This window comes from Lacipirellula parvula, assembly GCF_009177095.1.
GTDB classification, from domain to species: domain Bacteria; phylum Planctomycetota; class Planctomycetia; order Pirellulales; family Lacipirellulaceae; genus Lacipirellula; species Lacipirellula parvula.
Genome location: NZ_AP021861.1, coordinates 4,997,805 through 5,020,704, shown reverse-complemented (window position 1 = coordinate 5,020,704; position 22,900 = coordinate 4,997,805). Strand labels below are relative to the sequence as shown.

Genomic DNA, 22,900 nt, shown 5'->3' with positions numbered 1-22,900 from the left:
ACCCAGCCGCTCCATCCCTGCTAAACCGGCATGATCCTTGCTAAATTGAGTGGCTTGGCGTGCGGCTCGATTGTTGCCGCCGTCGCGCAACTTTCCGCCTCGGATCCACCATGCCGCCTGCCATTGCCGCCGCTGAAACTCGTCAGGTCAAGAAGTCGTTCGCCTCGGGCGAAGCGGCGGTCCAAGCCGTTCGCGGAGTGACCGTCTCGATCCACTCAGGCGAATTGACGGCGATCGTCGGTCCCTCGGGATGCGGTAAAAGCAGCTTGCTGAGCATGCTCGGCGCCATCGATACGCCGACCTCGGGCCAAGTCCTGATCGGCGGCATCGACGTCGCTACGCTCAGCGATTACGAGCGGACCCTCCTCCGCCGGCGGCAGATCGGGTTCGTCTTTCAAGCGTTCAACCTAATGCCGACGCTCTCGGCATTGGAGAACGCGGCCCTTCCTTTGGAACTCGACGGGGTGTCGCAGCGCGAGGCCCATGAACGCGCCCGCGTGGGACTCGAACAAGTCGGCCTTGGCAAGCGGGTTGATCATCTGCCGAGCCAGATGTCTGGCGGCGAGCAGCAGCGCGTCGCCGTCGCTCGCGCGCTAGTCACTAATCCAACGATCCTGCTGGCCGACGAGCCGACCGGCAACCTCGACACCACTGGCGGCGAGCAGGTGATGAAGCTACTGCGCGAACTCGTCGGCGAACATGGCCAGACGGTTGTCATGGTGACGCACGACAATGAAATCGCCGCCGCGGCAGATCGCGTGCTGCGGATGCGCGACGGGTTGATCGCCAGCGATTATCGCCCGAGCGCGATCGCCGCCGTTCCGGCGCCGATGTCGGTGGTGCCGGCCGCCAAATCGGCGATTGGGCAAACGGGCTCGAAGCCCGCGCCGCAGACGCCGAAAAAGAAGACCACGAAACGCCGTAAGTAGACGTTAGCTCCGACGCCGACGCTTCCAGTTTGGGAGCGTCCTGCGTCCTGTTTTTCCATACGCCCTCCCATCTTCCCGCGTTTCGCCCCGCCATGATTTACAAACGCTTAGGTCTGCGTGAAGCCCGTCAGCATCCTGGGCGCGCGATCCTCACGATGGCGAGCGTCGCCATTGGCGTGGCGGCGTTCGTGGCGGTGACGTTTACGACGCGTTCTACGCAAACCGCGTTCGACGAAATCTTCCAATCGCTCGCAGGTCGCGCTTCGCTGGAAATCGTCGCCCCGATCGGCCAGGCCATTCCGGCATCCGTTGCGGCCGACGTCGCCGGCATTCGGGGAGTCGAGGCGATCGCCCCGCGGCTGCAGCGGCCGGCGATCATGATCGTCAAGGAAAAAGACCGCGTCCAACTCGTCGCCGCGGCGATCGATTTGCAGCGAGACGCGAAGGTTCATGAGTACAAAATCGTCGCCGGAAAGCCGCTGACCGATTCCAAAGGGGCCCTATTGAGCAAGCTCCTCGCTGAGAGCCTCGGCGTCAAAGTTGGCGATGAGGTCGGGCTCCTTACCCGCAGCGGGATGATTCCGCTGAAGATTGTCGGCTTGTTCGCGTCGAATACGTCGACGATGTCGGCTCAAGGCGCCGGACTGCTGATCCCCCTGCGTGGCGGGCAGGTCTGGTTCCGTGCTAAGGGGCAACTCGACACGATTCAGATTGTGTTGGACAAGGACGCCGACGAGGCGCTGGTGAAGAAAGAGATTGAATCGCGCCTGCCAAACAACGCCGAGTTGCGCCTGCCGACGGGCCGCAGCGAAATGGCCAAAGCGACGGTTCTATCGACCAACCAGGCGCTGTTTATGGCGCGGGCGTTCATTCTGCTCGTCGCCGTGTTCGTCATCACGAACACCTTCCTCATCAGCGTCACCCAACGCCGCCGCCAACTTGGCATCCTGCGAGCGATTGGCGGCGCGCGCGGCCAGATTGCGGCGCTGGTAATGAGCGAAGCGTTCGTCATGGGCGTCGTCGGCACGATCGTCGGTTCGGTCATCGGCGTGCTCATCGCGCGTTACCTCAGCATGGCGATGGGAGCGATGTACGGAACGACGCTTCCCCCGCTCCACCTTGATATGGAGCCGTTCCTGCTGGCGGCTGTGTTCGGCGTCGGCATGTCGCTGCTAGGCGCTATTGTGCCGGCGCTGAAGGCATCGCGGCTCAATCCGCTCGACGCCCTCCGCGACGTGCTGCCGGATGAAATCGAAGGCGGGTCGCGCTGGTTAGTCTTCCTCGGCTTTTTCACTGTGTTTGTCTGCGGCGTTTTGCTCGCGCTCAGCATCACCGGGTTCCTTCCCAGCAGCGTCGCCGTTTACGCAGGCGTGCTGGGCCTCGTTGGATTGGTGCTCATTTTACCCGCCGCGCTACCGACGATTACGCGCACCGTCGCCGCGATCCTGCCGCCGCGGATGCGCGTTGAAGGTCGCATCGCGAGCCGGCAGCTGTTGATCCACCGTTCGCGCACGACGCTCACCGTCGGCGTCGTGTTCATCGCCGCGAGCGCGGCCATCGGCCTCGCCAGCACAGTGCTCGACAACGTCCAAGACGTGAAAGACTGGTACAACAAAACGCTGATCGCCGACTTTTTCATCCGCGCGACGATGCCCGACATGGCGACCGGCTTGGCCGCCGACTTGCCGGACGGCCTAGGCGACGAAATTCTGGAGGTCGACGGCGTCGAAGGCATCGACTCGATCCGTCTCATTAGTGCGAAGGCCAAAAATGAAAACGTCATCTTGATCGTCCGCGGATTCGACGACGATTCGTTGCAGCAGTTCGACGTCGTCCGTGGCGACGAATCGAAAATTCGCCAGCAAATGGCCGACGGCGAAGTCGTCATCGGTTCGGTTCTTTCGCAACGTACGAACCTGAACGTCGGCGATTCGCTGCCGCTCGAAACAGACGAGGGAATCAAGCCGTTCCGCATTGCCGCGATCGTCACTGACTACCAAGCGGGCGGCCTGACGGTCTACATGGACCGCGGCACGGCGGAGAAGCAACTCGATATCGGCGGCGTCGACGTGTACGTCGTCAAAGCCGACCGCGAGAAAATCGAAACGGTGCGGCGAGATCTTCTAGATCTCGTGCAAGACAAGGGTCTGATTTTGCAGTCGTTCTCCGAATTGCAAACTCAGATCGAGGGCATGATGGCGGGCGTCGACGCCGGCTTGTGGGGCTTGGTGGCGCTCGGGTTGTTGGTGGCGACCTTCGGCGTGGTCAACACGCTGATGATCAGCGTGCTGGAGCAAACCTTTGAGTTCGGGCTGTTGCGAGTCGTCGCCGCCACGCGAGCCCAGATTCGGAAGATCATCTTCGCCCAGGCGTTGATCGTCGCGGTGATGGCGATGGCGCCAGCGGTGATCACCGGCATGGGCATCGCGTACCTCATCAACTTGGCGACCTACTCCGTGACGGGGCGCATCATAGACTTCCAGTTCCACCCATCGCTGACGTTCGGAGCCTTCTTCGCCGGGTTGCTGACGATTGTGATTGCCGCGTGGGCGCCAGCGGAACGGGCGTCACGCGTGCCGCTGGGCGGGATGTTGCGGGTGCGATGAGATTATGTTCTTGAGGTTCCCTCCCCTTGAGGGGGAGGGCTAGGGAGGGGTGACGGCAGCGGGCGCCAGGCATCATCCCCCCTCCCCAACCCTCCCCGCCAAGGGGAGGGAGCCAGACAGAAAAACAATTAAGGCCGAGATGCGATCGGCTCACTTGGAGGCGATTCGCCTGTTTGGCGACTGGTTCGTAGCGTCATCGACATCAGCAGCACGGTGAGTACTAACAACGCGCACGCACGGTAGGTTTGCCGGCGGTCGCTGCCGCCCCACGCGAGCGCGGCGAGCGACTGCATCACGCCGAGGGCGACCCACACGCCCCCCGCCAGGCCGATGGTGGCCAGCCAATTCTCGCCCATCATCGACTGCTGCGCGGCTTCGTCGCTGGCGAGCAGCAGCCAGATGCCGACCGGGATCTGCAGCAAGGTCGCGCCCAGAGCCCAGGCCGCCAATCGTCGCGTGGTGAGGTCTTCGTCGCCAGTAGTCGCATCAGCTTCACTGTCGCTGACGGGGCGAATGCCGGCGAGCGCGAGCACCGCCGTGCAACCCACGGCGACCGATGCGAGGGCGAAGTGGGCCCACAGCGAGAGGATCTCCGGCCGCTGCCAAAGCTTGAGCAGCGCGGCGCGATCGATGACCTGCACGTCGGTCCAATCGGCGTTGGCTGCAAGTTCGCCGATGACGCCCATCAGCGGCGGGAAGTGGTAGACGAGGTTGCTCGTTGCAAAAATCGCGAGGAACCAAGTCATCTTGGGCCAGCGCGTCAGTCGCCAAGCGGCGCTGAGGCTGCCAAGCGAGACCAGAATCTCAGCCCCGGCGAACCAATAAGTGTTTTCAGGAAATCGCGCGAGTGCTGCACGCATGCCTGCGCTCGGCGCAAGGAGCATTGCCCCGCCGACGAGGGCTCCGATTGCAAGGGCGCCGATAGAAGCGGCGAGGGCTCGTTGCGCGCCGCGTTCCAGGCGCTCGCGGCGTTCCCCTTCATCATTCGGCAGCCGCGAGCTCCGCCGCCTCAACCATGCCCCGGCAAGCGGCGCGGTCGACGCGACATTCATCGCCAGCAAATGGACCGCCAACAAGAGCGTCGTCAACGCTTGCACTTCTCTTCGCTCCGCATGCCGTGAAAAGAACTATTGTAGCAGCTGCTATGGAGTCTTTTCGGGCGTTGCGAAGAAGTCTCTCGCAGAGGCGCAGAAACGCAGAGGAATGCGGGAGACTTAACATGTGTTGAACGTTTTTAGTGTCCTTTCGTGTGTTTCGTGGTTAAATCTTCTTCACCGAATTATCAACAAACGCGCGACTGGGGCATAAAAAAGCGATCCTGGAGACTCGCTCCAGGATCGCTCGTTAATCTCTTTACTTCGAACTAGCGCCCAACATCTAGCGCCTCTCAACTCCTACCCCTTCAGCAGCTTCCGCGTCACCGTGTGCAGAATGCCGCCGTTGCGGTAGTAGTCGAGTTCCACCGGCGTGTCGATGCGGACCGTTACCGGGAAGGTGAGGGTCGTCTCGCCGTCGGTCCCCAGCTTGCGGTGGGCGACGACGTTCATCGTTTGCCGCGGCTTGAGGTCGTCGTTCAGTTCGGGGAAGTCGAAGATCTCTTCGCCCGTGAGCCCCAGCGACTGCCACGACGTGCCGGCCGGCAGTTCCAGCGGCAGCACGCCCATGCCGACGAGGTTGCTGCGGTGGATCCGCTCGTAGCTCGTGGCGATCACCGCCCGAACGCCCATCAGGAACGTTCCCTTGGCGGCCCAGTCGCGGCTCGAACCGGTGCCGTACTCGGCGCCGGCGAGGATCACCAGCGGCGTCCCCTCGGTTTTGTACTTCATCGCCGCATCGTAGATGCTGAGCACTTCGCCATCCGGCAGGTGACGCGTGACGCCGCCCTCGGTGCCGGGGGCCATGTGGTTGCGAATGCGGATGTTCGCAAAAGTGCCGCGGGTCATCACGCGATCGTTGCCGCGGCGGGCGCCGTAGCTGTTGAAGTCGATCGGCTCGACGCCGTTCTCAACCAGGAACTTGCCGGCCGGGCTCGCCTTGGCGATCGAACCGGCAGGCGAGATGTGGTCGGTCGTTACCGAATCGCCGAGCGCCGCCAAGCAGCGGGCGCCGGTGATCGACTTGATCGGGCTGACTTCGGGGGTGAGATCGACCAGGAACGGCGGCTCCTGGATGTAGGTGCTCTTGGGGTCCCACTCGTAGAGCTCGCCGCCGGTGACTTGGATGGCGTTCCACTTGGGGTTCTTCTGCCAGACGTTGTCGTACTGCTTCTGGAACATCTCCGGCAGCACGCTCGCGTCGACGACCGACTTCACTTCGGCGTGGGTCGGCCAAATGTCGCGGAGGTAAACCGCCTTGCCGCCGGTGCCCGTGCCGAGCGGCTCGGTCGCCATGTCGACGTCGGTCGTTCCAGCGAGGGCGTATGCCACCACTAGCGGCGGGCTGGCGAGGTAGTTCGCCTTCACGTGGGGATTGATACGGCCTTCAAAGTTCCGGTTGCCCGACAGAACGCCCGAGACGACGAGGTCGTTCGACTGGACGGCGTTGGCAATCGGATCGGGCAGCGGACCGCTGTTGCCGATGCAGGTGGTGCAGCCGTAGCCGACCGTGTTGAAGCCGATTTTGTCGAGGTAGGTATCGAGGCCAGCCTTCTCGAAGTAGTCGGTCACCACCCGGCTGCCGGGGGCGAGACTCGTCTTCACATGCGGCGGCACGGTGAGGCCGTGCTCAACGGCCTTCTTCGCCACGAGGCCGGCGGCGATCATCACCGACGGGTTGCTCGTGTTCGTGCAGCTGGTAATCGCCGCAATGACGACGCTGCCATGCTCCACGGGGAAGGTCTTACCGTCGAGTTGCACGTCGACGCTGGTGGCATGACCGTTCGGTGCCGGCTTCTTGTAGGTTTCGACGAGGTCGCGCGACCAGGCCGACTTCATCGACGCGAGCGGAATCCGATCTTGCGGCCGCTTCGGCCCGGCGAGGCTCGGCTCGACCGTCGAGAGGTCGAGTTCGACCGTCGAGGTGAAGACCGGCGACGGCGAATCGTCGGTGCGGAACAGCCCCTGCTCCTTGGCGTAACGCTCGACGAGTTGCACTTCCGACGGCGTGCGCCCTGTCCGTTCGAGGTAGCGCAGCGTTTCGTTGTCGATCGGGAAGAAGCCCATCGTGGCGCCGTATTCGGGCGACATGTTGGCGATTGTCGCCCGATCGGCCAGCGACATCGTCGAAACGCCGCTGCCGTAGAACTCGACGAACTTATTCACCACGCCATGCTTACGGAGCTGTTGGGTGACCATCAGCACGAGATCGGTCGCGGTCGCCCCTGGCGGCAGCGAGCCGGTGAGCTTCATGCCGACGACTTCGGGCATGAGCATGTAGATCGGCTGGCCGAGCATGACGCCTTCGGCCTCGATGCCGCCGACGCCCCAACCAACGACGCCGAGGCCGTCGATCATCGTCGTATGGCTGTCGGTGCCGACAAGCGAATCGGGATAGGCGACGTTGCCGGCATGGTCTTGGCCGATGAACACGCCCTTGGCCAAGTACTCAAGGTTCACCTGGTGGACGATACCGGTGCCCGGCGGCACGACGCGGAAGTTGTCGAACGCCGTTTGGCCCCAGCGGAGGAATTCGTAACGCTCGGCATTGCGAGAGAATTCGAGTTCGATGTTCTGGTCGAGCGACTGGCCGGTGCCGAAGAAATCGACCTGCACCGAGTGGTCGATCACGAGGTCGACCGGCACGAGCGGATTAATCTTCTTCGGATCGCCGCCGAGACGCTGCATGGCGGTCCGCATCGCGGCGAGGTCGACGACGCAGGGCACGCCGGTGAAGTCTTGCAACACCACGCGGGCGGGCTTGAAGGGAACTTCAACGCCGTCGCTGCCGGGGGCCAGCACGCCGCGGCTCTCGGTCCAATTAGCGAGGTTCTTGACGTCTTGCTCGGTGACGACGTAGCCGTCGCAGTTGCGGAGGAGCGATTCGAGGAGCACGCGAATCGAGAAGGGAAGTTCGGCCACTTTGGTCAGGCCAAGCTGTTCGAGCTTGGAGAGCCGGTAGATTCCCGCTTGACCGGCGCCGGTGTCAAAGGTGTCGCGAGCTTGAAAGGGATCTTGCTTGAGGGTGGGGGCTGCCATCGAGGCGCATCCTTCCGAGGACCGAAGAATCAACTGGTAAGAGGTAGCCCCCCATTTTATCGCGAAAGGGGGGCCCTGTCTGGTCCTTCTTCCGGGCTGTTTTTGGGGGCCATGGCGGCTTGTTGGCAGCTCCCCGGCCGCCTAGATTCGAGACCTGCGTTCTCGCACTCTTCCTCCCCTGCTCTTCTCGCGGCCAAACGCCATGCCTGCGCGCGATCCCTACGCCCTCGATCCGTCGCTAGTCGAAGATCCGCCGACCCGTTGGCGGGACAAGCTGAAGTTTCTTGGCCCGGGGCTGGTCCTCACCGCGTCGATCGTCGGATCCGGCGAGTTGATCGCCACCACCTCGTTGGGGGCGAAGGCAGGCTTCACGGCTCTCTGGATCATCCTGGCGAGTTGCGTCGTGAAGGTTGCCCTGCAGCTGCAGTTCGGTCGCCACACGATTCTCACCGGTGAGACTTGCCTCACGGCGTTCAACAAGCTGCCGGGCCCGTCGTTTCGCGGCGCTCATTGGACGATCTGGTGCTGGCTGCTGATCCAGCCGCTGAAGTTGCTGCAAATGGGCGGCATCGTCGGCGGTGTGGCGATGATCATACACCTCGTGCTGCCGCAGGTGAGCGTCTTTTGGTGGTGTTGGATCACCGCGATCGTCTCCGCGATGATGGTGAGCGGCGAGAGTTACCGCTTCATCGAGCGCGTTTGCGTGGCGCTTGTCGCCGCGTTTACGGCGACGACGCTCATCAGTGTGTTCTCGCTGCAGTGGACCGAGTACGCCATTTCGAGCAGCGACCTCGTCGAAGGTCTGCGATTGAAGCTGCCGAGCGACCTGATGATTGCGATGGGGGCGTTCGGCCTCACCGGCGTCGGCGGCGACGAGATCATGCAGTACACCTATTGGCTAATCGAGAAGGGTTACGCCGCCCGCACCGGCCCGCCTTCGCCTGGTGACGCCGCTTGGGAACGTCGCGCTCGCGGCTGGATCAACGTGATGTACCTCGACGCCCTCGTTTCCATGGTCGTCTACACCGTCGTCACGGCCGCGTTCTACATCTTGGGCGCCGCGGTGCTGCATGCCCGCGGAGAAACGCCGCAAGGTTACGCCACCATCAACACGCTTACGCTGATGTATACCGAATCCCTCGGCGAGTGGGCCCGTAGCATCTTTATGCTCGGGGCGTTTGCCGTCTTGTTCTCCACCGTCTTCTCAGCACTCGCGGCGTGGACGCGGGTCTTCGCCGACGCAGGCGGCAAGTTGGGGCTGCTCGATTTTCAGAACGCCGGCCAGCGGCGGCGCGCGATCACCATCCTCGCCTGGTTCTTTCCGATCTCATGGTCGGTCGTCTTTCTGGCCTACGAAGAACCAGTTTATATGGTCACGCTCGGCGGCATGGCGACGGCGGCGATTCTGCTGGTGATCGTGTTCGCCGCGATCGTCTTCCGCTACCGTCGCGAGATCCCCGCCTTGCGCCCCAGCCGCTTCTACGACATCGCTCTTTGGCTGAGCATCGCAGCCATCGTGGTGATGGCACTGTACGGCGCTCAAGACGGCATTCGTAAATGGCGGAATGAGAAACCCGCGCAAAACGAGCGGCATGAATCGCCGCCCGCAGCCAGCATCTCCGCAAAAACGCAAGCAGTAGGTTCGAAATCGCAACCAGAATACGGCCTGCTCATGCTGGCAACCCGCGGCGAATTGACTCACAATGGCCATTGGCGTCCGCACTAACGCGACGCGATGCAACGTGCATCGCAGATGTTCGACCCATCCTCCGCGCAGCACCTTCCTCGTCACAATCGCTCGCGGCCATTCGACAGGAGTTCGACGACCATGCAACGGCGGCAATTCATTGGAACCGCGATCGGAGCTGCAGCTGCGGCGGGAATGGTGTGGAGCAGCCGCGCATCGGCCGCCAGCGACGTCGCCGACATTCGCGTCGCGCAAATCGGCTTCCGCGGCCAAGGCTCGGGGCACATCAACAACCTTGGCAAGCATGTGGTCGCTCTGTGCGACGTCGACGCCGAGGTCCTGAACAATAAGGCCGCCGAACTCAAAGAGAAGCACAACCAAACCGTCGATAAATTCTCCGACTACCGCAAGCTGCTCGAGCGCAAAGACATCGACGCCGTTTCGATCGCCACGCCGAACCACACCCACGCCCTCATCGCGATCGCCGCAGCCCAGGCTGGCAAAGACGTGTACGTCGAGAAGCCTGTCTCGAACAACATTTGGGAAGGTCGCCAGTTGGCGGCGGCCGCGCGGCGGTTCGACCGCATCATCCAGTGCGGCACGCAGTCGCGGTCGAGCCCGAGCCTGAAAGAAGCCGTCGCCTGGGTGCAAAAAGGCGAACTCGGCCCGATCAAGTACGCGCTCGGCACCTGCTACAAGGGTCGCCCCTCGATCGGCAAGAGCGAAACCGCGTTCAAGTTCCCGTCGACGATCGACCGCGATCTCTGGATCGGCCCCGCGGCCGACGTGGCGTTTTATCGCCCCGAGAAAAATTCGCAGGGGGGCAAGAACCCGCACTACGATTGGCATTGGGACTTCAACACCGGCGCTGGCGACCTTGGCAACCAGGGGATCCACCAGATGGATATCGCCCGCTGGTTCCTCGGCGAGTCGGGCCTCGCGCCGCGCGTCTTCAGCGTCGGCGGCCGAGTGGGCTACGACGACGCCGGCAACACGCCCAACACGCAAATCGTGTGGCAAGGATACGAAAAGGCCCCGCTGCTGTTCGAAGTTCGCGGCCTCCCGCGCGCGAAGCAGTTTCAGGCGAAGGGCTGGGGCGACAACATGGATCGCTTCCGCGGTTCAGGCGTCGGCGTCGTCGTGCAGTGCGAGAACGGCTACGTCGTCGTCCCAAGCTACTCCGACGCCATTGCCTACGACAACAAGGGCGAGAAGGTAAAGGAGTGGCATGGCGGCAGCGGCCACCACGATAACTGGTTGGAGGCCGTGGCGGCTCACGATGCGAAAAAGCTGAACGCCGAGGTGCTTGAAGGGCACCTGTCGAGCGCGCTCTGCCATACCGGCAATGTCTCGTACCGCCTCGGTGCGAAGACGCCGACGCACGAGATTGCCGAACAGCTTGCCGCTAACGAGCTGCTCTCCAACTCGTTCGAGCGGATGCTCGGCCACCTGCGCGCAAACGACGTCGACGTTGACGGGGACGCTGTGCTGACGATGGGCGAGTGGCTCACGCTCGACCCCGAATCGGAAAAGTTCGTCGACAACGATAAGGCCAATGAGCTGCGAACCCGCGTCTATCGCAAGCCGTTCGTCGTGCCCGACGTCGAGAGCGAACTGGCGTCGCAATCGGCGGCCGCTAGTTAGTCGACCGCTATCGACGCCGATCGATTTTTCACCATCACCGAACGCATTTTAGCCCCCGGCTCTTCAAGCCGGGGGTTTTTTCGTATCGCCGTCTCCGCAACTTCGAACCCAGGCTGCGATCGCGCCGCACATGCGGTAGACTGGCCACGCGGCCCCTCCCCTGCCCTCCACCGCGAATCACGCCATGTCGAACTCCGCCTACCGTACGACCCCCCAGCAGATCGAAACGATGCCGCCTGGCATCGGGTACATCATCGGCAACGAAGTGGCGGAGCGGTTTAGCTTCTACGGGATGCGGGCAATTCTGTACGTCTTCATGACTGAGCACTTAATGAGTGCGGCTGGCAGTCCGGCCGTCATGGACAAAGAAACGGCGACCGAGTGGCAACATTGGTTCATGGTCGGCGTTTACGCGCTGCCTTTGTTTGGCGCTATTCTTTCGGATTGGTTGCTCGGGAAGTATCGAACCATTATCACGCTCTCGCTGGCGTACTGTTTAGGCCACGCGGTCCTTGCATTGGTCGACTTCCCTCAGGTCACCGGCGCCGAGCCGAAAACGCTTCTGCTCATTGCGCTCTGCTTGCTCTCGCTGGGGGCTGGCGGCATCAAGCCGTGCGTTTCCGCTCATGTCGGCGATCAGTTTGGAAGCCAGAACAAGCAGCTTCTCCCTCGCATTTTTCAATGGTTTTATTTTTCCATCAACCTCGGCGCCGCGGGGTCGATGATTCTTACCCCGCGTCTGCTTGCGAATTTCGGCCCCGGCGTGGCCTTTGGGGTACCCGGCGTCCTGATGGCGATCGCCACCTTCGTCTTCTGGTTAGGCCGTCACGAGTTCGTCCACATCCCAGCGACCGGCAATCGACTCTTCACTGAAATCATCAGCCCCGACAGCCGGCGGGCAATTTTCAACCTGATGCCGGTGTTCGTCTTTACGATGATGTTTTTCTGCTTGTTCGATCAAACGCAGTCGCGTTGGGTCGAGCAAGCGAAGTCGATGAATCGGAACGTGATGGGATTCGACTTCAATCCATCGGAATTCCAAGCGGTGAATTCCATCTTTGTGCTGATTCTCGTGCCTATCTTTGGGACGATCATTTATCCGACGTGCGAGCGATTCTTCGCGGTAACTCCGCTGCGGAAGATTGGCGCCGGGCTATTCGTCACCGCAATATCTTTCGCGATTTGCGCGTTGGTTCAGAAGTGGATCGACGGCGGCGGGCATCCGCACATTGCTTGGCAGGTGCTGGCCTATATCGTCATTACCGCGGGAGAGGTCCTGGTGTCGATCACCGTATTGGAACTCTCTTACACGCAGGCGCCGCAGAAGATCAAATCGTTCATGATGGGGGTCTTCATGCTTGTCGCCATCGCCGGCGGCAATGTGCTGACCGCGGTGGTGAATGGAAAAATCAAGGCGTTCGAAGCAGCCGGCTATCGCTTTCTCACGGGAGAGAATTACTACTGGACGTTCACGATCGCGATGGTCGCCACAGCAGTTGTTTTCGTTGCTTGGTCTCAATTTTACCGCGGTCAAACCTATATCCAGGGCGAAGAAGCTTCTACTCACTAGTGAGAGACTGAAGTTGAAGGTCCGCTCAAGATCGGTTGACGCTGCGACGCACAATTTGGATTCGCAAGATGAATCTTGAAACCAAGTACCCCTACTACCTCGCCAACAAGCCAGAGCAGCCGAACGCCGACTTGGAGGTGATCGACAAGTTCACCGGCCAAGTCGCCACGCGCGTCGCCCAGGCCGATGCGAAGGCGATCGATCGCGGCATCGCCGCCGCCGTCGCCGCTGCGGAGCCAATGGCCCGCCTCGCCCCCTACGAACGGCGCGCCGTGCTTCAGCACTGCGTCGAGCGTTTCCGCGAGCTGCAGGACGAACTCGCCTACTCCCTCTGCGTCGAAGCGGGCAAACCAATCCGCGACAGCCGTGGCGAGGTCGCACGGCTGATCGACACGTTCGACTACGCCGCGGCGGAGGCGCTCCGCATCGGCGGCGAGGTGCTCAATCTCGAAATCTCCGCCCGCGCTCGCGGCTACGCCGGCATGACGAAGCGTGTGCCGATCGGCGCCTGCTCGTTCATCTCGCCGTTTAACTTCCCGCTCAACCTCGCGGCGCACAAAATCGCCCCCGCGATCGCCGCCGGCTGCCCCTTTGTGCTGAAGCCAGCGAGCCGCACGCCGATCGGGGCACTGCTTATTGGCGAGATCCTGGCCGAAACCGATCTGCCGCCCGGCGCCTTTTCGATCCTCCCCTGCCACCGCGACGGCGCTGACCTCTTCACGATCGACGAACGCTTGAAGCTGCTCAGCTTCACCGGCTCCCCGTCGGTCGGTTGGGATCTGAAAGCCCGCGCCGGCAAGAAGAAGGTGATCCTCGAACTCGGCGGCAACGCAGCCTGCATCGTTGATGCCGACGCCGACGTTGCTGACGCCGTGAGCCGCCTCGTCACCGGGGCGTTTTACCAATCGGGGCAAAGCTGCATCTCTGTGCAACGCATCTTGGTACATGACTCCATTTATGATGAGCTGCGCGAGCGTCTCGTCGCGGCGACCAAGTCGCTCAAGATGGGCGATCCGAAACTCGAAGAAACTTTCATCGGCCCGATGATCGCCGAGAGCGAAGCCAAGCGACTCGACGAGTGGATTCAAGCCTCGGTGAAGGCGGGCGCCAAACTCCTCTGCGGCGGCAAACGCGAGGGAGCCATGCTGCAGGCGACGCTCCTCGAAAACGTGCCGCGCGATCAGCCCCTTTGTGCGAAGGAGGCGTTCGGCCCCGTCGCAATCCTCGACCGCTTCAGCGACTTCGACGCTGCCCTCGACGAAGTGAACGACAGCGTCTTCGGTCTGCAGGCTGGCCTCTTCACCCGCGACATCTACAAAATCCAGCGGGCGTGGGATCGCCTCGAAGTCGGCGGCGTCGTCATCGGCGACGTGCCGAGTTGGCGCGTCGACAACATGCCCTACGGGGGCGTGAAGGACAGCGGCCTCGGCCGCGAGGGCGTGCGCTACGCGATGGAAGACATGACCGAGCCGCGGCTACTCGTCATTCGTACGCCGCAGAACTAGTCGATATTAGTCGCCGGCGGTCGCTCGGTGGATCGTCGCCAGCAGCAGTTCGCTGCTGCACGGCTTGCTCAGGATGGCGAACGCCCCCGACTCGCGCCACGCCGGCTCAACTGACTCGGTGGCGAGGACGATCACCTGCAATCGTGGAGCGCACTCGCGTATCGCGGCGATCATCGCCGGGTCGTCGACCGCTCCGCCCGTCAGATTGACGACAACGCATCCCGCCTGACGTCCAGGCAACAGCGACAGGAATTCAGCGAAGGATGCAAAGCATTTCGGTTCATATCCGCCCGCGACGACGACCGTTCGCAGGCGCTCCAGCGAGTCGATGTTCTCGCTGAGCACAAATAGGGGTGACTTCATTGGGGATTAAACGGCGGAGATGCTGCGATTTGGTCGTGAGGCGTTAGAATCAAGACGACCGCTGCGGCGAACCGCATGTTCCGCCGAGTCTGAAACAGACCTGGCGCGATCGTTTGGGAGATGCACACAGGTGAATCAAGAGAACCCATTGCAGCGGACTTCGTCATCGCAACTGACGCCGTCGAACGACCTGCTGGTGGCGCCTGGCGCGATGATCAGCGATAAATTTGTGCTGCTGTGCGACTGGCAAGGTCGCGCCGTTTGGGGCAGCATGCCGTTCGATCAACTGCGAATCGGCGAATACGCCTGGGAGCATCTCGCTCCTGAGTACCGCGAGCCGGCGAAAAGTGCGATCGCGCGAGCGTCGTCGTTGCGCGAAAGCCAGACGCTCGAACTCGCCAACATGGCAGGCCGGCGATTCCGCGTGTGGGTTTGGCCGCTCCTGCGACCCGACGTGGCCGTGTGCGTTCTCGCCGTGCGCATCCCGGCGAACTTGGAACTACTCACCGAGCGCGAGCAAGAGTGCCTCGAATGGCTCGGGATGGGACACTCGACGCAGACGATCGCCGACCAATTGGAGATCGGCCTCACGACGGTGCACACGCACTTACGCCGTTGCCGAGAGAAGTTGGGGTTGGACACCCACGAGGCGTTGATTGCTTTTGCCGCCAAGCACTGCCCGCCGACGGACGGACGCTAGAGAGGCGGAAGCTGGGGCGTAAGGACTCGAACCTTAAATGACAGAGTCAGAATCTGTAGTGTTACCAATTACACTACGCCCCAAGACGCTACTGCGAAGCCCTCAACGGTAGGTTCCCGGCGGGCAGTCGTCAAGTGCGAACGGGGCGACGGCCCGCCAGGCCCTCTTGGGCGGCATCGCCCCGCCCGCTTGTTGACGCCCGCCGCGCAGCCCCCCTAAAATCGAGCGGAACCCCGCAAGACCGCGGGAAAAACCGCATTGGAACCCGCGCCATGGCCACGCTCACGATCATCCAAGGCGGAGAAGTCGGCAAGCAGTTCGAAATCTCCAACCGCGAGTCGGTTATTGGCCGCAGTCCTGAGTGCGATTTTGTGCTCGACGTCGCCGCCGTCAGCCGCCGTCATGCGGCCGTCCTCCGCGACAAAGACCTCTACTTCATCCAGGACAACGGCAGTCGCAATGGCACGATCGTCAACGGCCACGCCATCGACGGGCAGGCCCAGCTGCGCGACGGCGACCAGATTCTGATCTGCGACGTCCTCATGCAGTTCCACCACGTGGCGCCGCGGAGCCTGCTGGGCGGCGGGGCGATCGAGGGTTCGTCGCTGCTCTCGCCGCTCGACGCCGCCGAGATGATGGACGATGGGGATGCGTCGGAGATTGTCGCGACCTTCGACGTCGGCCGCGAGGCGAAGGCCACGTGGCAAGTCTCGGCGAAGCCTGAACAGCAGCTGATGGCGATGATCGAAATCTCCAACAACCTCAGCAACACGCTGGAGGTGAAGGAGATTCTGCCGAAGATTCTCGACAGCCTGTTCAAGATTTTCGTGCAGGCCGACCGCGGCTTCATCATCATGCGGCCCAAGCCGGGCGGCCCGCTGGTGCCGGTAGCGACGAAGGCCCGCCGCGATAGCGACGAAGAAACCCGCCCCAGCCGCACGATCGTCGAGCGGGCAATGAACGAGAAGAAGGCGATCCTCTCCGCCGACGCGGCTTCCGACGCGCGGTTCAACATGGCGCAAAGCATCGCCGACTTCCACATCCGCTCGCTGATCTGCGCCCCGATGGTCGATTCCAACGGCGAGTCGATTGGCGTCGTGCAGCTTGATACCCGCGATCAGCGGAGCCGGTTTACCGATCTCGACCTGCAGGTGCTCGTCGGCGTCGCGAGCCAGGCGGCTCATGCCCTCGACAACGCGAAGCTGCACGAGCAAGTCGTGCAGCAGCAGGCTCTCCATCGCGACTTGCAAGTCGCCCGCGAAATGCAGACGGCCCTGCTACCAAAGGCGGCCCCCGACGTCGGCGGGTACCACTTCTTCCAGCATTACCAAGCTGCCTACGAAGTCGGCGGCGACTACTACGATTACATCCAACTGCCCGAAGACCGCTTCGCCGCGGTCGTCGGCGACGTCGCCGGCAAAGGCGTCTCGGCCGCAATTCTGATGGCGAAGCTTTCCAGCGACGTCCGGTTCTGGCTCGCACGCGAGCCCGATCCCGCGAAGGCCCTCGCCAAGATCAACGCCGCGTTCTCGCAACATGGCTGGGACGACCGCTTCGTGACGATGGTCGTCGCCGTGGTCGATCCGCAAGCGTGCGAGTTGACGCTCGTGAACGCGGGCCACATGCCACCGCTGCTGCGGACCGGCGAAGGCGAAGTCCTCGAAATCGGCGGCGACGAGGCCGGCCTGCCGCTTGGCGTAGCCGACGACTACGAGTACGAGTCGTACAAGCGTGAGTTCCTCGCCGGCGACTTCCTGACGATCTTCACCGACGGCTTCAGCGAAGCGATGAACTCGAAACGCGAACTCTATGGCATGGAGCGGCTGACGCAACTCTGCGCCGACAAGACGATCAAGCCGAAAGACCTTGGCCCCTGCATCCTCGACAGCGTCCGCAAGTTCGCCGGCGACTTCCCCCAGAGCGACGACATGTGCCTCGTCTGCTTCGGGCGGGAGTAAAGCCAGCGAAGGCTGGACGTGAGATGGTTACTGCCCGAACTGCCTGGGCAGATCGCGCACCGCATCGACTACGCGGTGAATCACTGCGGCTTCGGGCGTCGGTTCGTAAGCAACTAGCCAGCGTTTGTATTTTAGATACCGCCACGATTCAGGCATCGCGGCGTGCCGTTGCGCAGGCTGCGACTCGCGAAAATGGCGATCGATTGCCGCTCGAAGTTCTTCGCCAATGCGTCGCGCCGTTTCAGGATGTCCCCCTTCAACGGCAATGAACAGTAGAATTTCTTCGAGATCCTCTTCGGCGATCGGCGTCCACAAGATGCGACGCATCACTCGGCACTCCGCTGGCCGCTGGCGCGCCGCTCAACTCGCTCCATCAAGGCGTCGAAATCGAGCTCCTTCGCTGCGCCCGCCGCAGCTTGCTCGATCGACGCAGCGTTGCGATCATTCCAGCGCTGCAGTTGCTCCTGGCGCTGACGAAATTCTTGAACGCTCTGCTCAGGGGTCAGGTCGACGCTCCCCTCATTCCGCAGATGCGTCACGAAGTCGCAGAACTCGGCGAAGTCGGAGGACGGTACAGTGGCCATGGCGTTCACCGGAAACAGACGGAGCGGCGTTAGAACCGCTCCTATTCTACCACCGCCACGGCGGCCCGTCCGCAAACGAAACTAGCCGGACCGCCACGCGGTCCGGGACGGCGGGGCCATCCCGGAAGGCGTGGCCTTCCGGCTAGAACGATTCATCTATTTCGGGGCGGCGTTAGGCGGCGAAGTGATCGCCGGCTGCTTACCACTGCACTTGCAGGCAGTTCTCGATGCGTTGAACGCCGTCGACGCGGCGGATCAGTTCCTGAGCCATCTGCTTGTGGAAGAACGACCGCACGGCGCCCGACAGGCGGACGACGCCTTCGCTCGCTTCAACGGTCATCTCGTGCCCGGAAACATAGGGGCTGCGGCGGAGAGCGCCATGGACTTCGTCGATCAATTCGCGGCGCGGCGGCGCAAGCACGGCTTCCATGTTCTGATTCCTAGTTTCGGGCGAAAGACTTGGCGGGATAGCTTCAGGAGGGAACGCCCGAGCGGGGCCGAGAGGCTACTGGCTGGGGCGTTATGAGGAAATATCGGTTGTGATTCACAACCGATTTCAGAAGAGCTCGCCCGTTAAGCGAGGAAATATCCGAAAGAGTTGCGGGTTGTGCCGTTTTTGCCGGAAACACGCTAGCACTGCACGCTAAATATGCAGTGGTTGGCCGCCGGCGGTAAATCTTTCACCCCACGGCGCAGGTACGCGGCGCCGCCACGGGTATGCAGAGGGATGAGGCCGACTTCGCGGGGCGAGGCGCAAAAAAAGAGGGCGAAGCTCCCGGTCGGAAGCCTCGCCCTCTTAGGTTCGTAGCAACACGCGTCTGCAAATTAGCCCTGCAGCCAAGCCGGTAGTTCGCCCGCGCTCGGCAGGTGAATCACCTTCGCGCTGCTGATGGCCGCCAGCTTGCGAACGGCTTCTAGCGCCGCCACCGGCGGTTCGCAGTCGAGATTGAGAATGCCGACTGCTTCGCCGCCCGGCACGTCGCCGGCCCGGCCGACAGCCATCTGGCCGATGTTGACGCTGTGCTCGCCGAACGCCATGCCGACGCCGCCGATGATCCCCGGCACGTCTTTGTGGGTGAAAACGAGCAAGCAGCCATCGAGATAGGCTTCCAGGCGATAGCCGTCGAGCGACACGAGCCGCGGCATCGATTGGCCGAACACGGTGCCGGTCGCTTTATGCTTCTGGCCGTCGGCGCCTTCGATTTCGAAGCTCATCGCGCTGCGGAAGGCGCCCATGTCGGTGCGGGCTTCGCTGCTCAGCTTGATGCCCCGCTCTTCGAGCAGCAGGCTCGCGTTGACTAGGTTCACGTCGTCGGCCATCGCCCCTTGGAGCAACCCGGCCGAGAAGGCCGCGGTGAGGACCTTGGTATCGCGGCCGGCAATCTCGCCGCGGTAAGTCAGCTTGCAGGCTTTCAGGCCGCTGGGGATCAATCCGGCGGCGAGCTTGCCGAGGCGGAACGCCACGTCGAGGTAGCCGCGCAACTGCTCAAGCATCTTGGCATCGAGCGAGGCGATGTTCACGGCGTTCTTGATCTGTCCGGTCGACAAGAAGTCGGTCAGCAGCTGAACTGCTTCAACGGCAACTTGCGTCTGGGCCTCTTCGGTGCTCGCCCCAAGGTGCGGCGTGCACAGGACGCCCGGCATGCCGAACAGCGGGCTGTTGGTGCAAGGCTCTTCGGCGTAAACGTCGAGGGCGACGCCGCCAATCTTGCCCGACTTCAAACCTTCAACCAGCGCCGCTTCGTTGTAGATGCCGCCGCGGGCCGCGTTGATCAGCCGCACGCCCGGCTTTAGGCGATCGAGCTGCGGAATGTCGATCAGGTTGCGGGTCTCTTCGGTCAGTGGCGTGTGGACCGAGAGGTAATCGACGTGCGGCAGCATGTCGTCGACCTTCTCGTACCACTCGATGCCAAGCTCCTTCGCCTTCTCCTTCGACATGAACGGGTCGTACCCGAGCACTCGCATCTCAAGGGCTTGGGCCCGCTTCACCACCGCGAGGCCAATACGACCGAGGCCGACGACGCCCAGCGTCTTGCCGGCGACCTGGGCGCCCATGTACTTCGCGCGATCCCAGCGGCCTTCGATCAGCCCTTGGTACGCCGGAGCAACGTTCCGCGACAGGGCGAGCATCAGCGTCACCGCATGCTCGGCCGTGCTGAGCGTGTTGCCGGCCGGGGTGTTCATCACGACGACGCCGGCCCGCGTGGCGGCGGCGCTGTTAATGTTGTCGGTACCGACGCCGGCCCGCACGATCGCCTTCAGCTTGCGGTTCCCCTCAAGCGACTCGGGGGTGATCTTCACGCCGCTGCGACAGATGGCGCCGTCGAATTCCGCGAGGGCGTTGCGGAGGTCGTCCCCCTTCAGGCCGGTGCGAACTTCGTAGGTGATGCCGGGCGCGGCGTCCAGCAGATCGAGACCTTCTTGCGAGAGCGTGTCGAGAACGATGACCGAGGGCATGATGTTATCGCGTGATGAAAGTTTGTAGATGGAGTGTGATCAACAGCGAGCCGCGGGGTTTATCCCCGCGGTATTCAACGTTCCGCGGAGACAAGCCCCGCGGCTCGCGGGAAGAACGCTACTTCGCGTTTTTCTCCTTGAACTCCACCATAAAGTCGCGGAGCTTTTCGACGCCGGCGACCGGCATCGCGTTGTAAATCGAGGCCCGAATGCCGCCGACGCTGCGGTGGCCCTTCAGGTCGGTGAGGCTGAGCTTCTTCGCTTCGCCGACGAACTTGTCCGTCAGCTCCTCGCTCGGCAGGCGGAAGGTGACGTTCATCAGCGAACGATCTTCCTTCTGAGCATGACCGGCGTAGAAACCGTTTGACGCATCGAGCACGTCGTACAGAAGCTTCGCCTTGTCTTGGTTTCGCTTGTACATCGCGTCGAGCCCGCCGACATCGTTCAACAACCACTCGGTGACGAGCTTCAGCACGTAAATGCCGAACGTCGGCGGCGTGTTCCACATCGAGCCGTTGTCGGCGTGGATCTGGTAGTTGAGGTAACCCGGCATGTTGGGATCGCTCTTCTTCAGCAGATCCTTGCGGATGATCACCACCGTCACGCCCGACGGGCCAGCGTTCTTCTGGGCACAGGCGTAGATGAGGCCGTACTTGCTCACGTCGAGCGGCTTGTACAGAAACTCGCTCGACGAGTCGCACACCAACGGCACGTCGCCGACTTCGGGCTCGCTCTGGAACTGCACGCCCTGAATCGTTTCGTTCGACGTGTAGTGAACGTACGCGGCTTGCGGATTGAGCTTCAGGTCGCCCTTCTTCGGCAGACGATCGTAGTTCGTCGACTTGCCATCCCAGGCGACGCTCGTCTCGCCTTCCTTCTTCGCTTCCTTAAGCGCGTCGTTGCCCCACGAGCCGGTGAGGATGTAGTCGGCCGACTGACCTTCGCCGAGCAGGTTCATCGGGATCATCGAGAACTGCAACCGGCTGCCGCCTTGCAGGAACAGCACGGCGTAGTCGTCGGAGATCGAGAGCAGCTTGCGAAGATTGGCTTCCGCTGCTTCGGCGATGGCGACGAACGTGCCGCTGCGGTGGCTGATCTCAAGGATCGAGGCGCCGACGCCTGGCAGGGCGAGCATGTCGCGTTGAATTGATTCAAGAACAGGGACCGGCATCGCGGCGGGACCGGCCGAGAAATTGTAGACCCGTTGGGTCATGGCGAATCCTTCGTGGGAGTTTCTACTTAGGGTCGCTTCACTGCAGATGACTGCCGGAGGCTCTGAATGACGAGCGACAACCGGCAAAGTGAAAACGAGTATTTTAGCCCTGCCAGCGCAAGTTGGCGATGGGGTGGCTGGGTGAAGAATGGCAGGCTTTTTTGCCTACAGTAAGTGAAGATTATCGGTTCGTAACGCGGAGGAGCCGTTACTGAACGATGTCTCTCTGGTCCCCTCCCCTTGAAGGGGAGGGTTAGGGAGGGGTGAAAGACGCGGGTACCAGGGCTCTACCCCCTCCCCAGCCCTCCCCTCAAGGGGGAGGGAGCCAGAAGAGGCAATGAGCAACTGCTCGCCGGCTCACGGGCCGCTACTTCGCCGCAGCGATCGCCTCGCCCGTTCGCCAGCTATTCCCGTCGCGTTCCACCCGATGATAGAGCGTATCCCGCTCAATAGGTTCGCGGCCCGCCTCTTCGATCAGTTGGCGAATTTGCTCGACGGAAAGAATCTCCGGCGTCTCGGCGCCGGCGTCGTGATAGATCAGCTCGTGTCGCACCGTGCCGTCGATGTCGTCGGCGCCGTAGGCGAGCGCGACCTGGGCCGTGCCGATGCCGAGCATGATCCAGTACGCTTTCATGTGGGCGATGTTGTCGAGCATCAGCCGGCTCACCGCCATCGTCCGCAGGTCCATCAGGGCGTTCGGTTTCTTGATGTGCGACAGCCCCGTGTTGTCGGGATGGAACGCCAGCGGAATGAACGTCTGGAACCCGCCCGTCTCATCCTGCAGTTCGCGGAGGCGAATCAGGTGATCGATGCGGTGATACGCCTGCTCGATGTGACCGTAGAGCATCGTGCAGTTCGAGCGGAGCCCCAACTGGTGGGCGTTGCGATGCGTCTCGAACCAGCGGGACGAATCGGCTTTGTGCTCGCAGATCTTGTTGCGAACTTCCGGGTGGAATATCTCGGCGCCGCCGCCAGGCAGACTGCCGACGCCTGCGTCGATCATATCTTCCAGCACGGCGCGAATCGGCTTCTTCGTCTGCCGCGAGAACCAGTCGATTTCGACGGGCGTCCACGCCTTCAAATGCAACTCAGGAAAGCTTTCATGCAACGTGCTGATCACGCCGCGATACCACTCGTACTTCGCCTGATGATGCAACCCGCCGACGATGTGCAACTCAGTGCACCCATTGTCGACCGCTTCCTGCCCGCGGGCCCGCACCTGCTCCTCGTCCATCAAATAACCCTTAGCCGAACGGAGGTCGGCCCGGAACGCGCAGAACGTGCAGCGGTAGACGCAAACGTTCGTCGGGTTCAGATGGGTATTGATGTTGTAGTAGCCGGCGTTGCCGTTCTTCCGCTCGCGCACGAGATTGGCCAGTTCGCCCACTTCGGGCAGCGGCGCAGCGTCGCTGTAGAGCGTGAGCCCATCGTCAAACGACAACCGCTCGCCGGCTTCTACCTTCTCGCGAATGGGGCGGAGAATTTCAGACGAAGTTCTTAGCATCGCTTCTTCTTTAGCTCTGAAAGTCTCACGCAAAGGCGCGAAGGCGC

At 62.4% G+C, this 22,900-nt stretch carries 17 protein-coding genes and 1 tRNA gene; 8 read left to right on the top strand and 10 right to left on the bottom strand.

Features of this window, described 5'->3' with window-relative positions; translation table 11 throughout:
• The first annotated feature begins 110 nt into the window (after positions 1–110).
• Positions 111–929, top strand: coding sequence for an ABC transporter ATP-binding protein (locus tag PLANPX_RS19660; protein ID WP_152100374.1), 819 nt, complete (start codon positions 111–113; stop codon positions 927–929).
• A gap of 92 nt (positions 930–1,021) precedes the next feature.
• Positions 1,022–3,535, top strand: a complete 2,514-nt coding sequence (locus PLANPX_RS19655) for an ABC transporter permease (RefSeq protein WP_152100373.1) — start codon at positions 1,022–1,024, stop codon at positions 3,533–3,535.
• A 128-nt stretch (positions 3,536–3,663) separates the two neighbouring features.
• Here PLANPX_RS19655 and PLANPX_RS19650 read toward each other — a convergent pair whose 3' ends face one another.
• A complete protein-coding gene (locus PLANPX_RS19650) occupies positions 3,664–4,632 on the bottom strand; it encodes a hypothetical protein (RefSeq protein WP_232536189.1) in 969 nt (322 codons plus the stop codon).
• 297 nt (positions 4,633–4,929) lie between these two features.
• On the bottom strand, positions 4,930–7,668 hold the full coding sequence (gene acnA / locus PLANPX_RS19645) for an aconitate hydratase AcnA (RefSeq protein ID WP_152100371.1): 2,739 nt from the start codon (positions 7,666–7,668) through the stop codon (positions 4,930–4,932).
• A 202-nt stretch (positions 7,669–7,870) separates the two neighbouring features.
• Between acnA and PLANPX_RS19640 the strand changes: the two genes are divergently transcribed.
• The 4 genes from PLANPX_RS19640 to PLANPX_RS19625 all read left to right on the top strand — a co-directional run bounded on the left by PLANPX_RS19640 (position 7,871) and on the right by PLANPX_RS19625 (position 14,074).
• On the top strand, positions 7,871–9,394 hold the full coding sequence (locus PLANPX_RS19640) for an Nramp family divalent metal transporter (RefSeq protein WP_152100370.1): 1,524 nt from the start codon (positions 7,871–7,873) through the stop codon (positions 9,392–9,394).
• A gap of 102 nt (positions 9,395–9,496) precedes the next feature.
• On the top strand, positions 9,497–10,999 hold the full coding sequence (locus tag PLANPX_RS19635; protein WP_172992197.1) for a Gfo/Idh/MocA family protein: 1,503 nt from the start codon (positions 9,497–9,499) through the stop codon (positions 10,997–10,999).
• 184 nt (positions 11,000–11,183) lie between these two features.
• Complete coding sequence (locus PLANPX_RS19630; RefSeq protein ID WP_152100368.1) at positions 11,184–12,569, top strand: POT family MFS transporter; 1,386 nt, start codon at positions 11,184–11,186, stop codon at positions 12,567–12,569.
• A 68-nt stretch (positions 12,570–12,637) separates the two neighbouring features.
• Positions 12,638–14,074, top strand: a complete 1,437-nt coding sequence (locus tag PLANPX_RS19625; protein WP_152100367.1) for an aldehyde dehydrogenase family protein — start codon at positions 12,638–12,640, stop codon at positions 14,072–14,074.
• Between the two features lie 6 nt (positions 14,075–14,080).
• Here PLANPX_RS19625 and PLANPX_RS19620 read toward each other — a convergent pair whose 3' ends face one another.
• On the bottom strand, positions 14,081–14,437 hold the full coding sequence (locus PLANPX_RS19620; protein WP_152100366.1) for a hypothetical protein: 357 nt from the start codon (positions 14,435–14,437) through the stop codon (positions 14,081–14,083).
• Between the two features lie 130 nt (positions 14,438–14,567).
• Here PLANPX_RS19620 and PLANPX_RS19615 point away from each other — a divergent pair, with 130 nt between their 5' ends.
• Positions 14,568–15,137: a response regulator transcription factor gene (locus PLANPX_RS19615; protein ID WP_172992196.1), complete on the top strand. Its 570-nt coding sequence runs from the start codon at positions 14,568–14,570 to the stop codon at positions 15,135–15,137.
• Positions 15,138–15,148: 11 nt separating this feature from the next.
• Here PLANPX_RS19615 and PLANPX_RS19610 read toward each other — a convergent pair.
• Positions 15,149–15,220: transfer RNA gene (locus PLANPX_RS19610), tRNA-Gln, on the bottom strand.
• Between the two features lie 189 nt (positions 15,221–15,409).
• Between PLANPX_RS19610 and PLANPX_RS19605 the strand changes: the two genes are divergently transcribed.
• Complete coding sequence (locus PLANPX_RS19605) at positions 15,410–17,095, top strand: SpoIIE family protein phosphatase (protein WP_152100364.1); 1,686 nt, start codon at positions 15,410–15,412, stop codon at positions 17,093–17,095.
• 27 nt (positions 17,096–17,122) lie between these two features.
• Here PLANPX_RS19605 and PLANPX_RS19600 read toward each other — a convergent pair whose 3' ends face one another.
• The 6 genes from PLANPX_RS19600 to mqnE form a co-directional block, all read right to left on the bottom strand.
• Positions 17,123–17,422: a type II toxin-antitoxin system RelE/ParE family toxin gene (locus tag PLANPX_RS19600; protein WP_152100363.1), complete on the bottom strand. Its 300-nt coding sequence runs from the start codon at positions 17,420–17,422 to the stop codon at positions 17,123–17,125.
• On the bottom strand, positions 17,422–17,679 hold the full coding sequence (locus tag PLANPX_RS19595) for a hypothetical protein (RefSeq protein ID WP_152100362.1): 258 nt from the start codon (positions 17,677–17,679) through the stop codon (positions 17,422–17,424). Before PLANPX_RS19595 ends, PLANPX_RS19600 begins: the two co-directional genes overlap by 1 nt.
• A gap of 199 nt (positions 17,680–17,878) precedes the next feature.
• Positions 17,879–18,109, bottom strand: a complete 231-nt coding sequence (locus PLANPX_RS19590; RefSeq protein ID WP_152100361.1) for a BON domain-containing protein — start codon at positions 18,107–18,109, stop codon at positions 17,879–17,881.
• Positions 18,110–18,504: 395 nt separating this feature from the next.
• Positions 18,505–20,136: a phosphoglycerate dehydrogenase gene (serA, locus tag PLANPX_RS19585; protein WP_152100360.1), complete on the bottom strand. Its 1,632-nt coding sequence runs from the start codon at positions 20,134–20,136 to the stop codon at positions 18,505–18,507.
• Positions 20,137–20,254: 118 nt separating this feature from the next.
• Entirely contained in the window at positions 20,255–21,349 is a 1,095-nt protein-coding gene (gene serC, locus PLANPX_RS19580) for a 3-phosphoserine/phosphohydroxythreonine transaminase (RefSeq protein ID WP_152100359.1), read from the bottom strand.
• Positions 21,350–21,716: 367 nt separating this feature from the next.
• The gene (gene mqnE / locus PLANPX_RS19575; protein WP_152100358.1) at positions 21,717–22,853 is read right to left on the bottom strand and encodes an aminofutalosine synthase MqnE; all 1,137 of its coding nucleotides are present in this window, start codon (positions 22,851–22,853) and stop codon (positions 21,717–21,719) included.
• Positions 22,854–22,900: the final 47 nt, after the last annotated feature.